The organism is Paraburkholderia unamae, from assembly GCF_003096875.1.
In the GTDB taxonomy this organism is placed as follows: Bacteria; Pseudomonadota; Gammaproteobacteria; order Burkholderiales; family Burkholderiaceae; genus Paraburkholderia; species Paraburkholderia unamae.
Genome location: NZ_QEOB01000014.1, coordinates 251237 through 265155 on the forward strand (window position 1 = coordinate 251237; position 13919 = coordinate 265155).

The following is a 13919-nucleotide window of genomic DNA, read 5'->3' on the forward strand; positions in this document are numbered from 1 at the left end:
AAAAGCCCTCGCGGGCCTTTGCGGCAGGGGTGTGGCTTACTGCGCCGTCTTCTGCTCGGGCTGACGCAGACGGATGTGGAGTTCGCGAAGCTGCTTCTCGTCCACCGGGCTCGGCGCCTGCGTGAGCAGACACTGCGCGCGTTGCGTCTTCGGGAACGCGATCACGTCGCGGATCGAGTCGGCGCCGGCCATCATCGTGACGATGCGGTCCAGACCAAACGCGATACCGCCGTGCGGCGGCGCGCCGTATTGCAGCGCGTCCAGCAGGAAGCCGAACTTCGCACGCGCTTCTTCCGCATTGATCTTGAGCGCGCGGAACACCTTGCTCTGCACCTCTTCCTGATAGATACGCACCGAACCGCCGCCGATTTCCCAGCCGTTCAGCACCATGTCGTAAGCCTTCGCGAGGCAGCGGCCCGGATCCGTTTCGAGGTATTCCAGGTGCTCGTCCTTCGGGCTCGTGAACGGGTGGTGCGCGGCCACGTAGCGGTTTTCTTCCTCGTCGTACTCGAACATCGGGAAGTCGATGACCCACAGCGGCTTCCAGCCCTTCTCGACGAGACCGTTGGCACGGCCGAACTCCGAGTGGCCGACCTTCAGGCGCAGTGCGCCGAGGCTGTCGTTCACGACCTTCGCGCGGTCTGCCGCGAAGAAAATGATGTCGCCGTCTTGCGCGCCGGTGCGCTCGAGGATCGCGGCGATGGCGGCGTCGTGCAGGTTCTTGACGATCGGGCTTTGCAGACCGTCACGGCCCTTCGCGGCTTCGTTGACCTTGATCCAGGCGAGGCCCTTCGCGCCGTAGATGCGCACGAATTCCGTGTAGCCGTCGATATCGCCGCGCGAGAGTTCTGCGCCCTTCGGCACGCGCAGTGCGGCCACACGGCCGTCCTTGCTGTTGGCCGGCGTGCTGAACACCTTGAAGTCGACGTCCTTCATGGCGTCGGTGAGTTCCGTGAATTCGAGCTTCACGCGCAGGTCCGGCTTGTCCGAGCCGAAGCGGCTCATGGCTTCCGAGTACGGCATGACCGGGAACTTCGCGTCGAGTTCGACGCCGATCGTTTCCTTGAACACGTGACGCGCCATGTCTTCGAACAGATCGCGGATTTCCTGCTCGCCGAGGAACGACGTTTCGCAGTCGATCTGCGTGAATTCGGGCTGACGGTCGGCGCGCAGGTCTTCGTCGCGGAAGCACTTGACGATCTGGTAGTAGCGATCGAAGTTCGCCACCATCAGCAGCTGCTTGAAGAGCTGCGGCGACTGCGGCAGCGCGAAGAACTGGCCCGGGTTCGTGCGCGACGGCACGAGGTAGTCGCGCGCGCCTTCCGGCGTGCTCTTCGTGAGCATCGGCGTTTCGATGTCGATGAAGCCGAGCGCGTCGAGATACTTGCGCACGGCCATCGTCACGCGGTAGCGCAGGCGCAGGTTGTGCTGCATCTGCGGACGGCGCAGGTCGAGCACGCGGTGCGTGAGGCGCGTGGTTTCCGAGAGGTTGTCGTCGTCGAGCTGGAACGGCGGCGTGACCGACGCGTTGAGCACCACGAGCTCGTGGCACAGCACTTCGATCTTGCCGCTCGTGAGGTTGGCGTTGACCGTGCCTTCCGGACGATTGCGAACCACGCCCTTCACCTGCACGCAGAATTCGTTGCGCACGCCTTCAGCGACCTTGAACATCTCCGCGCGATCCGGATCGCACACGACCTGAACGAGGCCCTCGCGGTCGCGCAGGTCGATGAAGATGACGCCGCCATGGTCACGGCGGCGATGCACCCAACCGCACAGCGAAACAGTTTGGCCCAGCAGCTGTTCGGTCACCAGACCGCAGTATTCTGATCTCATCGACATGATGTTCGTCTTTCGTTATGCATGAATGGACGGCGGCGTCGCGCGACGCACGGCGTCCGGTATTAAAGCGGAGGATCGATGGGGCGGCGTGGTGAGGCGGCCGGCGCGACCACGCCCATCGAAACAATATACTTGAGCGCGGCGTCGACGGTCATGTCCAGCTCGACCACCTCGCTCTTTGGCACCATCAGGAAAAAGCCCGACGTGGGATTCGGCGTAGTCGGCACATACACGCTCACGTGATCTTCCTGCAAATGGTTGACCACGTCGCCGCCGGGAATGCCGGTGAGAAACGCGATCGTCCACGAACCCTTGCGCGGGTATTCGATCAGAAGCGCCTTGCGAAATGCGTTGCCGTTACTCGAAAGCAGTGTATCGGAAACCTGCTGGATGCTGCCGTACAGCGGTCCGATGATCGGAATACGGCGCACCAGCGCATTCCACCACTCCACCAGCTTCTGCCCGATGAAGTTGTGCGTGAGCACGCCCACCACGAAAATGAACGCGAGCGTGAGCACCGCGCCCAGGCCCGGCAGGCGCACGCCGAACACGCGCTCCGGCCGCCACGACTCGGGCAGCAAAAGCAGCGTCTGATCCATCGTGCCGATGACGAGGTTCAACACCCACAGCGTGATGGCCAGCGGCACCAGCACCAGCAGGCCGGTCAGGAACACCGATTTCAACGTCGCTTTCTTGATCGTCATGTACACCGCCATGCGGGCCGCGCGCGGCATGGAAGCTGCCGACGCGGCTTGAGCGCAGCACGATCCGCAAGAATCGCGCCGCCGGTTTTCGTCAGGTCGAGGCCGCCGGGCTAGGCGTGCTCGCTGTGCTGCTGGTCGTGCCGTTCGTCGCATTGCTCGCGGCCGCGCCGGAATCGCCGGAGGCGCCGCTCGCGGCGCCCTCGCCGGCCGGCTTGCCGCCTTCCGACGACGCGCCCTCGCTGGCCGCCTTCGCGCCCGTTGCCGCACCACCCGCGCCAGCCGAGTTTCCACCCCGGAAATCGGTGACGTACCAGCCCGAGCCCTTCAGCTGGAAGCCGGCGGCGGTGACCTGTTTGCGGAACGTGTCCGCGCCGCAGCTCGGGCACCGCGTCAGGGGTGCATCGCTGATCTTTTGCAGCGCGTCCTTCTCGAAGCCGCACGACTCGCAGCGATAAGCGTAGATCGGCATGATCTCTATCCTGATGAAAATCTGATAATTGCTTGCAAAGCCTTGAATTATAGCCGCAAACCAGGACCGCCCCTGGCATTTACCGGGCTTGGGGGTCCTGCGGGGAGGAGCGGAAGGCTTGCGGCCGCCAGCGTGTAGATATGGGCGGGATGCGCGCACATCAAGTGTGAACGGCGGCGAACGCATGACGCGCCCGCCGCAGGCCGCCGGGAGGGGGCCCGGAGGTGGCCTGACAGTGCTCCGGGAACGGCTCGTGAAGGGTTCGGGAGCGGATTAAGCGCGCGACGGCGCAGCGTCGTTACGACGCCACACAAGCCAGCGCTCGCGCCCGGCGAACACCGGCAGCGAGTCGGCCACGGGCTGGTCGTCCACGAGCGTGAAGAACGGCGTGAGCAAGCTGTCGAGTTCGTCGCGCGCGATCGCGAACGGCGGCCCTTTGGGCGTCTCGCCGATAAAGAAGTAACCCGCCAGCAGCGCGCCGGGCTGCAACAGTTGAGCCATGCGTTCGGCGTAGCGCGTGCGCTGATTTTTAGGCAGCGCGCACAGGAAAGCGCGCTCGAACACCCACTCGGGCGTGAACGGCGGCGTGTAGGCGTAGAAGTCCGCCTCCTCGACCACGCCCGCGTGCGGGCCCAGCGCCGCGCGCGCGCTCGCGACGGCGGCCGGCGCGAAGTCGATGGCGCGCACCGTGCGGCCGCGCTCGGCGAGCCAGCGCGCCTCCCAGGCGTTGCCGCAGCCGGGAATCAGCACGGCGGCATCGGCATGCGCGGTAGCAAAGGTTTCGAACTCGCGCTGCACGCCCGCCTGGTCCCACGGTATGAAACCGCGCTCGAAGCGCTCGTCCCAGAACGAGGGCGACGCGGGGTCGCGGGTTTCGAATTCGGGCGCATCGCCCGGTTGGCGCGGCGGGGTCGGGTCGCTCATCGTCTCACTCCTTGTCTTTATGGGCCTGTAGGCGGCTTGCCGTCAGAGCGTCAGCCGCCGTAGGCGAACGCCAGCCAGACGCGCGCCGCCACCATGCCCACGCCCACGGCCACGCCGAACACCAGCAAGCCTTGCAGCAAGCGGTTCGTGCGGCGCTGCTCGGCGAGCATCTGGCGGATCGTCTCGTCGGCCGCGAGATTGCCCGGCTCCTGGCGGTGCAGCAGCGCCTGATGCACGAGGCGCGGCAATTGCGGCAGCGTCTTGCTCCATTGCGGCGCTTCGATCTTGAAGCGCTCGTACCAGCCGCGCAGGCCGATCTGCTCGGTCATCCAGCGTTCGAGATAAGGCTTCGCCGTTTTCCAGAGGTCGAGTTCCGGATCGAGCGAGCGCCCCAGGCCCTCGACGTTGAGCATGGTCTTTTGCAGCAGCACGAGCTGCGGCTGGATTTCCACGTTGAAGCGGCGCGAGGTCTGGAAGAGGCGCAGCAGCACCTGGCCCAGCGAAATGTCCTTCAACGCGCGGTCGAAGTACGGCTCGCACACGGCGCGAATCGCGCTCTCCAGCTCCTCCACGCGGGTGGTCGGCGGCACCCAGCCCGACTCGATGTGCAGCGTCGCCACGCGGTGATAGTCGCGCTTGAAGAACGCGAGAAAGTTCTGCGCCAGGTAGTTCTTGTCGAAGTCCGACAGCGCGCCGACGATGCCGAAATCGAGCGCGATATAGCGGCCGAAATGCGCGGGATCGAGGCTCACCTGGATGTTGCCGGGGTGCATGTCGGCGTGAAAGAAGCCGTCGCGGAACACCTGCGTGAAGAAGATTTCCACGCCCTCGCGCGCGAGCTTCGGAATGTCCACGCCCGCCGCGCGCAGCTTGTCGACCTGGCTGATCGGCACGCCAACCATGCGCTCCATCACGAGCACATTGGGCGTGCTGAATTCCCAGTACATCTCCGGCACGAGCAGCAAGTCGAGGCCCGCGAAATTGCGGCGCAGCTGGCTGCCGTTGGCGGCCTCGCGCATGAGGTCGAGTTCGTCGTGCAGATACTTGTCGAACTCCGCGACCACTTCGCGCGGCTTCAGGCGCTTGCCGTCGGCCCACAGGCGCTCGGCCCACACGGCGAGGTCGCGCAGCAGTGCGAGGTCGGAATCGATGACCGGGCGCATGTTCGGCCGCAGCACCTTCACCGCCACCGGCTTGCCCGCGTGCTGGCCCGACTTCACCTTGGCGAAGTGCACCTGCGCGATCGAGGCGCTCGCCACCGGCACGCGCTCGAACTCGTCGAACAGCGTGTCGACGGGCGCGCCCAGCGACTTCTCGATCAAGCCGATCGCCACGCTCGACTCGAACGGCGGCACCTGGTCCTGCAACTTCGCAAGTTCGTTGGCGATGTCGGGCGGTAACAGATCGCGCCGCGTGGAGAGCACCTGGCCGAATTTCACGAAGATCGGGCCGAGGCTTTCCAGCGCGAGACGCAGACGCAAACCGGGCGGGTCGTCGAACCGGCGGCCGATCGTGGTGACGCGCAGGAGCAGCCGCACACGCCGGTCGTTGATCCGGCTCAACATCATCTCGTCCAGGCCGAAGCGGATGACGGTGAAGCAAATCTTGAGGAAACGCAGAAAACGCATGTCTGGGAGGCCTGTTGTCTAGCGCGAGCCGCGCGGCGCAGCGCTTTGGCTTGCGCCCCTGGCCTGTGATTTTTGTTCGAGACGCTCGATGCGCTTCTCCACGCGCGCCAGCGCATCGCGCGCGCGGGACAGCTCCTCGTTGAAGCCGTCGAGCTCGGCGCGCCGCACGAGCTGCGGATTCTCGTCGAGCAGATATTCCGTGACCGAGCCGAGCACGTTGCGCCCGGTGCGCAGCGCCTGCCCGTGCGCCGTGCGCGCGAGCGAAGCGATGCGCGAAGCCGGTGCGTCGCCAATCAGCTTCGCGAGATCCTCTTCAGGCTCCCAGCGCAGATGCTCGGCGAGCTTGCCGATCACCTGGGCGAATTCGGCGTCGCCCTCGATCTTCACGTGCTTCATCACGGCCGCCTGGCCGCCCTGGAGGAACGACGAGAGCGCGCCCGCCGGCAGCGAGAGCGTGACGTCGACTGCGCCCGCGTCGTGGTCCTCGACCGCGCCCAGATAGCCGTCCGGCTGCACGAGCAGCGTGAGGACGACCGGCGGGCACGAAAGCCGCGCGGTCTTGCCGGCATAGGGAGCGAGGCGCTCGCGTGCCCACGATTCGCGGGCGAGCAGGTGATTGACAGCGGCAGCGAAGGGCTTGGCGGCGAGAGTCATCGGCATGGAATAAGAAAACCCGCACGGGCACGAGCCCGGGCGGGTTCCTATTGTAGCGTTCGAGCCGTAGGATCGCGCCGCCGCTCAACCCGGCGCGGCGGCCGTCGGAAGTCAGGCTCCGTGATCTGGATCAAATCACGGGACGCCTGGCCTCACTGAGAACCCGTTGCCAACTCAGTGCGACTCGACCTGCTGAATGCCTGCGAGCAGCCAGCCTTCGCCCGAAGCGCGCGACTTCGAGAGGTTCCAGATCTCGACGAACGGCTCGGCCGGCTGGCCCATGCCTTCGCGGATCAGGCCGTTGAAACGCACGCTCGCGAGGTATTCGCTGCCGCGTTCTTCCACGGCGAGCACGTCCGCGTTGAGTTGCACGACGTCGGTCTGGTTAGGCTGCGAGCCGCGGCCGGCGAGATCGACGCGAATTTCGGCGAACATCTCGGGCGTCGTGAACTCACGGATGTCGTCCATGTTGCCCGCGTCCCACGCGGCTTGCAGGCGCACGAAGTACACCTTCGCGTTGCGCAGGAAAGCCTCGGTGTCGAAACCGGCGGGAATCGACGCAGCCGCGGCGGCCGACGTGTCGGCACCCGACGCGTTGAGCGCGTTGGCTTCAGGCGCGAGGTACTGGCCCGTGGACGACGCCGGGTAACGCGGCTCCTGCGGCTGATAACCGCCCGTCGACTGGTTCAGGCTGTTCGACGACGCGTAAGCGCCACCACCCGTCTGGTACGCGGGTTCCACGGGACGGCGGCGGTTCATGAACTTGCGGATCAGCCAGATGGCGACGAAGGCGATGATCGCGATCACGATCATGTTGGCCATCATGCCGGCGAAGGCTTCGCCCAGACCGAAGTGCGAGAGCAGCGCGGCAATGCCGAGACCGGCCGCGAGACCCGCGATAGGTCCGAGCCAGCGATTGCGCGCCGGTGCGGCCGCGGGCGTGGGCGCCGGCGTGCCGGGCGCGCGCTGGGCACCGGCCTGCTGCGCGGGGTTGGTCGGGCTGGGCTGGGCCGGCGGCGGCGTGGTGCTGCGCTGCGAAGCGACCGACGACTGCTTGCCGAAGCTGCGGCCGCCACCCATGCGGCGAGCTTCCGCATCGAACGATGCGAAGCTGCCGGCAACCATCACACCCACCATGGCCAGAATGCCGATTCGTCTGGCCCATGACGTTGAAAGCTTTTTGGAAGCAACGATGCGGGGCTCAGACATAGCGAAAATTCCTTTTAAGACAGTGAGTTGGGAACACTAATACTTTGTGCCGACGTGTAAGGCTACCACGCCAGCTGACAAATTGTAATATTTGACGGCATCGAGGCCGACTTGTTCCATCATCGTCTTGAGTGTTTCCTGATCCGGATGCATACGGATCGACTCCGCGAGATACTGGTAGCTGTCCGCATCTTGCGCAAAGCGCTGGCCAAGCCACGGCAGCACCTTGAACGAATACACGTCGTACACCTTCTTGAGCGGCTCCCAGACCTTCGAGAATTCGAGCACGAGCACGCGACCGCCCGGTTTGAGCACGCGGCGCATCTCGGCGAGCGCGCCGTCCTTGTGCGTCATGTTGCGCAGCCCGAAAGCCACGGTCACCACGTCGAAGTAGTTGTCCGGAAAGGGAATTTTCTCGGCGTCGCAGAGCAGCGCTGGCGTAATCACGCCCTTGTCGATCAAGCGGTCGCGGCCCACGCGCAGCATCGACTCGTTGATGTCCGTGTGCCAGACCTCGCCGGTCGGGCCCGCTTTCTTCGCGAACGCCATCGAAAGGTCGCCGGTGCCGCCCGCGATGTCGAGCACCTTCGCGCCCGGCCGGATGTTCGCCTGCGCGATCGTGAACGCCTTCCACGCGCGGTGCAGCCCGCCCGACATCAGGTCGTTCATCAGGTCATAGTTCGAAGCGACCGAGTGGAACACGCCGGCCACCTTCTTCGCCTTGTCCTGTTCGTCGACTGTCTGATAGCCGAAGTGGGTTTTGCTCATCGCGCTCGTCCTTTCGCGGAAGGGTGTTCTTTGTTGGTGTGCGCCGCGTCTGTCAGATGCGCGGCGGGGCAGGATCGTAACAGGAAGCGTCAGTGGCAGTGGCCGTGCGCGGCACCGCCGGGTGCCTGCGCGGCCATCGGCGTGTCGCGCTCGACGCCCGCCGCTTTCAGTTTGGCGAAATATTCGGCCCAGAGTTCGTCCTGGCGCGTGGCCAGCTCGTAGAGCTGGTCCCACGAATAGATCCCGGTGTTGTGGCCGTCGGAGAACGTGGGCTGGAGCGCGTAGTTGCCCACGCCCTCGAGCGCCGAGATCGTGACCTCGCGCTTGCCGGTTTGCAGCGTTTCCTGGCCCGGGCCGTGGCCGCGCACTTCCGCCGAAGGCGAATACACGCGCATCAGTTCGAACGGAATGCGGTAGCTCTCGCCGCTTGCATACTGAAGTTCCAGCACGCGCGAGACGGCGTGCACCACGACGCCGGTCGGCACCGGCGTATCGGATTTCAAACCACTCATGATCGTTCCTGCTCCTGGCTCCACGGTTGGCATGCCCGCGGCCGCCTGCATGCTCAGGCCCTAAGCCTGCTCCATTTCCTGACGCACCGCGTCGCGCAGCAGCGTGGCCTGCGCGCGGCGCTGGCCCAGCATCGCCTCGGACACCGTGCGCTGGCGCGGCGCCCATACGGGCAGCGGAAAGTGTGCGTCGTTCGTGAAGCGCGGGATCACGTGCCAGTGCACGTGCGGCACCTGGTTGCCGAGGCTCGCGAGATTGACTTTCGAAGGTTGCATGATGCGGCGCAGCGCACGCTCGACGGCGTACACGGCGCGCATCAGATGTTCCCGGTCGGCCGCGCTCAGGTCGGAGAATTCGGCGACGTGCGCATTCCAGATGACCCGGCAAAAACCGGGATAGTCGGCCTCGGCCGTCGCGAGCACGACGCGCATGCGCTCGTCCTGCCACAGCACGTCGCCGCCTTCCTCATTGCAGAATACGCATGCCATCGTCGTCCCCGAACCCGTTCACGGAAAATTGAGCGCTGCCATTAGACCAGCACGCGCTCGATTCCGCCATTGTTCGCGCTCTGAACATAGTCCGCCATCCAGTTTTCGCCAAGCACGTGTCGGGCGATTTCCACCACGATGTAGTCGGCTTCGATGTTGGCGTCCTCGTTGTACCGCGACAGACCCTGGAGGCACGACGGGCAGCTCGTCAGAATCTTGACGTCCTGTGTCGTACCCTGCCCGCCCGCTTCCTGCTGCGTAGCCGGCTGCACCCCGTTCGCGCCGTTGCCGACGACCGGGATGCCGCGCAGCTTCGCCGCGCCCTTGCGGATTTCCTCTTCCTTGCGGAACCGCACCTGCGTCGAAATGTCCGGGCGCGTGACGGCCAGCGTGCCCGATTCGCCGCAGCAGCGATCGTTCTTCTCGATCTTGTAGCCGTCCTTTTCCGAACCCATGAGTTCGTTGACGAGCTTCACCGGATCGATCGTCTTGATCGGCGTGTGGCACGGGTCGTGATACATGTAGCGCGTGCCGCTCACGCCGTCGAGCTTGATGCCCTTCTCCAGCAGGAATTCGTGGATGTCGATAATGCGGCATCCCGGGAAGATCTTGTCGAATTCATAACCCGCAAGCTGGTCGTAGCAGGTTCCACACGACACTACCACCGTCTTGATGTCGAGGTAGTTGAGTGTGTTCGCAACCCGGTGGAACAGCACGCGGTTATCGGTGACGATCTTCTCGGCTTTGTCGTACTGGCCCGAGCCGCGCTGCGGATAGCCGCAGCACAGGTAGCCCGGCGGCAGCACGGTCTGCACGCCCGCTTCCCACAGCATGGCCTGCGTGGCGAGGCCCACCTGCGAGAACAGGCGCTCCGAGCCGCAGCCGGGGAAGTAGAACACCGCTTCCGAATCGACGTTGGTCGTCTTCGGATTGCGGATGATCGGCACGATCTTGTTGTCTTCGATGTCGAGCAGCGCGCGCGCCGTCTTCTTCGGCAGGTTGCCCGGCATCTTCTTGTTGACGAAGTGGATCACCTGCTCGACCACGGCCGGCTTGCCCGTGGATGCGGGCGGATGCGCCGTCTGCTTCTTCACGAACTTCTTCAGCACATCGTTGCCGAGGCGCTGCGCCTTGTAGCCCACACCCATCATCACTTCGCGCGCGAGGTTGATGGTCTGCGGGTTGGTCGCGTTCAGGAAGAACATGCCCGCCGCGTTGCCCGCGTTGAACTTCTTCTTGCCCATCTTGCGCAGCAGATTGCGCATGTTCATCGTCACGTCGCCGAAGTCGATCTTGACCGGGCACGGCGTCACGCACTTGTGGCAGACCGTGCAGTGGTCGGCCACGTCGTTGAACTCGTCCCAATGCTTGATCGACACGCCGCGGCGCGTCTGCTCTTCGTACAGGAAGGCTTCGACCAGCAGGGAGGTCGCAAGAATCTTGTTGCGCGGGCTGTAGAGCAGGTTCGCGCGCGGCACGTGGGTCGCGCACACGGGCTTGCACTTGCCGCAGCGCAGGCAGTCCTTCACCGACTCGGCAATCGCGCCGATGTCGGACTGCTGCATGATGAGCGACTCGTAGCCCATCAGGCCGAACGACGGCGTGTAGGCGTTGCGCAGGTCGGCGCCTTCGAGCAGCTTGCCCGCGTTGAAGCGCCCTTGCGGATCGACGCGCTGCTTGTACGCGCGGAACTCGGCGATCTCGTCATCGGTGAGGAATTCGAGCTTCGTAATGCCGATGCCGTGCTCGCCCGAGATCACGCCGTCGAGCGAACGCGCGAGCTTCATGATGCGCGCGACCGCGACGTGCGCGTCTTGCAGCATCTCGTAGTTGTCCGAGTTGACCGGCAGGTTGGTGTGCACGTTGCCGTCGCCGGCGTGCATGTGCAGCGCCACGAACACGCGCCCGCGCAGCACCCGCTTGTGAATCGCCTGGGCCTCGTCGAGGATCGGCTTGAATTCGCCGCCGTTGAAGATCTTGCGCAGTTCCGCGCGGATCTCCTGCTTCCACGAGATGCGCACCGTTCGGTCCTGGGTCACGTGAAAGACGTTGGCGTCCGGTTGCACGTCCACGCGGTCGGCGAACTTCTCCGCGAGCGCCTCGTAGCCCAGTTGCACGAGATAGTGCTGCGCCTCGCGCAACGGCATGTCGAGCTTCTCGCCCACGAAGGTCCAGCGCTCGCGCACGCGCTTGAGCAGGTCGAGCGCCTGCTGCACGCGGTCTTCGAGCAGCTCGGCGCTCGGAATCTCGTTGGCGTCGTCGGTCTTGCCGAGCGGCAGCTTGCCTTCCTTGAAGAACGCTTCGAGCGCGTCGACCAGTTGCAGCTTGTTCTTGATCGACAGTTCGATGTTGATGCGCTCGATGCCGTCCGTGTACTCGCCCATACGGTTGAGCGGAATCACGACGTCTTCGTTGATCTTGAACGCGTTGGTGTGCTTCGCAATCGCGGCCGTGCGGCTGCGGTCGAGCCAGAAGCGCTTGCGCGCCTCGGCGGACACCGCGACGAAGCCCTCGCCGCTCTTGCCGTTGGCCATGCGGATGACTTCCGAGGTGGCGGTGGCCACGGCATCGGCGTCGTCGCCGACGATGTCGCCGATCAGCACCATCTTCGGAAACGCGTTGCGCTTGCTCTTGGTCGCGTAGCCCACGGCGCGCAGATAGCGCTCGTCCAGATGCTCCAGACCCGCGAGGATCGCCCCGCCCTGCTTCGACGTTTCGAACAGGTAGTCCTTGATTTCGACGATGCTCGGAATCGCTTCGCGCGCCTGGCCGAAGAATTCGAGACAGACCGTGCGCGTATGCGCGGGCATCTTGTGCAGCACCCAGCGCGCGGACGTGATGAGCCCGTCGCAGCCTTCCTTCTGCACGCCAGGCAGACCGGCGAGGAACTTGTCGGTGACGTCCTTGCCGAGACCTTCCTTGCGGAAACGCTTGCCTTCGATGTCGAGCGATTCGGTGCGCAGCAGCTTTTCGCCCGGCGCGTACTCGCCGTCGAACCACTTGAGCTCGAAACGCGCCACGGGGATATCGTGGATCTTGCCCATGTTGTGGTCGAGGCGCGTGACTTCGAGCCAGTTGCCTTGCGGGTCGACCATGCGCCACCAGGCGAGATTGTCGAGCGCCGTGCCCCACAGCACCGCCTTCTTGCCGCCGGCATTCATGGCGACGTTACCGCCGATGCACGAGGCGTCGAGCGAGGTCGGATCGACGGCGAACACGAAGCCCGCGGCGTCGGCGGCTTCGGTCACGCGGCGCGTGACCACGCCCGCGCCCGAATAGATCGTCGCGACCTTGCGGTCCACGCCGGGCAGGTCGGTCATCTCGACCGCGCCGAGTTCTTCGAGCTTTTCGGTGTTGATCACGGCCGAGAACGGCGTGAGCGGCACCGCGCCGCCCGTGTAGCCCGTGCCGCCCCCGCGCGGAATGACGGTGAGGCCGAGTTCGAAACAGGCCTTGATCAGACCCGCAATTTCGGCTTCGGTGTCGGGCGTGAGGACCACGAACGGATATTCCACGCGCCAGTCGGTCGCGTCGGTCACATGCGAGACGCGCGCGAGGCCGTCGAAGCGGATGTTGTCCTTCGCCGTGCGCTTGCCGAGCACCTTGGTCGCGCGGCGGCGCAGGTCGGCCATCTTCTCGAACTCGCCCGCGAAGGCGCCGATGGCGCGGCGCGCGGCGGCGATCAGCGTTTCCACGCGCGCGGCGCGGTCCACGCCTTCCTTGTCGCTGTGCTCGATCAGGTCGGCGCGGCGGCGCTTCTCGATTTCGGCGATGCGGTGGTTCAGCGCCTCGATCAGCAGCGCGCGGCGCTTCGGATTGTCGAGCAGGTCGTCTTGCAGGTAAGGATTGCGGCGCACGACCCAGATATCGCCCAGCACTTCGTAGAGCATGCGCGCCGAGCGGCCGGTGCGGCGCTCCGCGCGCAGCTCGGCAAGCGCGTTCCATGCCTCTTCGCCCAGCAGGCGAATGACAATTTCGCGATCCGAAAAGGACGTGTAGTTGTACGGAATCTCGCGCAGGCGCGGTTCGATGTCGGCGGCCACGGCGGCGGCGGCGCCGTGAGGATCGAAAACTTGAGGTGCGTTCATGGTTGGACGACTCTTTGAGTCAGTCCCGTGCGCGGCTAGCGGCCGGTGCGACGGAGGCTGACGGGGCGCGTGGGGCGCTATTCTGAATTCGTGTCCGCCTGTGGCAGGCTGCGGACGAAAGGGGTGGGGAGGCACATGGCGGCAACGCTCACGCCGATGGTTCCCCGGCGCTCGGACTTAGCGACACGATCGTGCGTGGCGGGCGTGCCGCTGCGCCGCGGGGCGGGTCTCGCGCCGTGCGGGCATCAAATGGGCTGTCCGAGGTTGCCAGTGCATCTTCCGATCCTTGTTTCAAAAAAAGATTTTACCGCATGATCCGCACCCGCGCTGACGCCTCGTGGGAACGCTGACAGACACAGAAGATTCACTTGCCTTGGCCCGTGCGGCGGGGGATTGCGCTCGCGGGCCGCGCCGCCAGAGCACAAGCCGTTGGCGCTATCATTTACGTTTTCCCGTCCAGACCCGCGCCCGACGCGTCCTCGCATGGCCTCCCACGACGATTACCTGAAGAAAATCCTCACCGCCCGCGTCTACGACGTCGCCCGCGAGACCGAACTCGAACGCGCCCCGAACCTCTCGGCGCGCCTGCGCAACGCCGTGTTCCTCAAGCGCGAGGACAACCAGCCGGTGTTCTC

At 65.2% G+C, this 13919-nt stretch carries 11 protein-coding genes; all 11 read right to left on the reverse strand.

Features of this window, described 5'->3' with window-relative positions; all coding sequences use genetic code 11:
* Positions 1-36: 36 nt before the first annotated feature.
* The 11 genes from aspS to C7402_RS28230 all read right to left on the reverse strand — a co-directional run bounded on the left by aspS (position 37) and on the right by C7402_RS28230 (position 13284).
* Positions 37-1842, reverse strand: a complete 1806-nt coding sequence (gene aspS, locus C7402_RS28180) for an aspartate--tRNA ligase (RefSeq protein WP_112173398.1) — start codon at positions 1840-1842, stop codon at positions 37-39.
* 62 nt (positions 1843-1904) lie between these two features.
* Positions 1905-2546 (reverse strand): DUF502 domain-containing protein, encoded by a 642-nt coding sequence (locus C7402_RS28185; RefSeq protein WP_112173399.1) that lies wholly within the window; start codon positions 2544-2546, stop codon positions 1905-1907.
* Between the two features lie 91 nt (positions 2547-2637).
* Positions 2638-3015, reverse strand: coding sequence for an FmdB family zinc ribbon protein (locus tag C7402_RS28190; RefSeq protein WP_116612936.1), 378 nt, complete (start codon positions 3013-3015; stop codon positions 2638-2640).
* A 273-nt stretch (positions 3016-3288) separates the two neighbouring features.
* Positions 3289-3939, reverse strand: coding sequence for a methyltransferase domain-containing protein (locus tag C7402_RS28195; protein ID WP_116612937.1), 651 nt, complete (start codon positions 3937-3939; stop codon positions 3289-3291).
* Positions 3940-3989: 50 nt separating this feature from the next.
* The gene (gene ubiB, locus C7402_RS28200; protein ID WP_112173402.1) at positions 3990-5567 is read right to left on the reverse strand and encodes a ubiquinone biosynthesis regulatory protein kinase UbiB; all 1578 of its coding nucleotides are present in this window, start codon (positions 5565-5567) and stop codon (positions 3990-3992) included.
* Positions 5568-5585: 18 nt separating this feature from the next.
* Positions 5586-6221, reverse strand: a complete 636-nt coding sequence (locus tag C7402_RS28205) for a ubiquinone biosynthesis accessory factor UbiJ (RefSeq protein ID WP_112173433.1) — start codon at positions 6219-6221, stop codon at positions 5586-5588.
* Positions 6222-6395: 174 nt separating this feature from the next.
* Entirely contained in the window at positions 6396-7430 is a 1035-nt protein-coding gene (locus C7402_RS28210; protein ID WP_112173403.1) for a Tim44 domain-containing protein, read from the reverse strand.
* Between the two features lie 36 nt (positions 7431-7466).
* Complete coding sequence (ubiE, locus tag C7402_RS28215; protein WP_112173404.1) at positions 7467-8198, reverse strand: bifunctional demethylmenaquinone methyltransferase/2-methoxy-6-polyprenyl-1,4-benzoquinol methylase UbiE; 732 nt, start codon at positions 8196-8198, stop codon at positions 7467-7469.
* Between the two features lie 89 nt (positions 8199-8287).
* Entirely contained in the window at positions 8288-8710 is a 423-nt protein-coding gene (locus C7402_RS28220) for a gamma-butyrobetaine hydroxylase family protein (protein ID WP_112173405.1), read from the reverse strand.
* 60 nt (positions 8711-8770) lie between these two features.
* The gene (locus C7402_RS28225; protein ID WP_112173406.1) at positions 8771-9196 is read right to left on the reverse strand and encodes an HIT family protein; all 426 of its coding nucleotides are present in this window, start codon (positions 9194-9196) and stop codon (positions 8771-8773) included.
* Positions 9197-9237: 41 nt separating this feature from the next.
* On the reverse strand, positions 9238-13284 hold the full coding sequence (locus C7402_RS28230; RefSeq protein WP_116612938.1) for a DUF3683 domain-containing protein: 4047 nt from the start codon (positions 13282-13284) through the stop codon (positions 9238-9240).
* Positions 13285-13919: the final 635 nt, after the last annotated feature.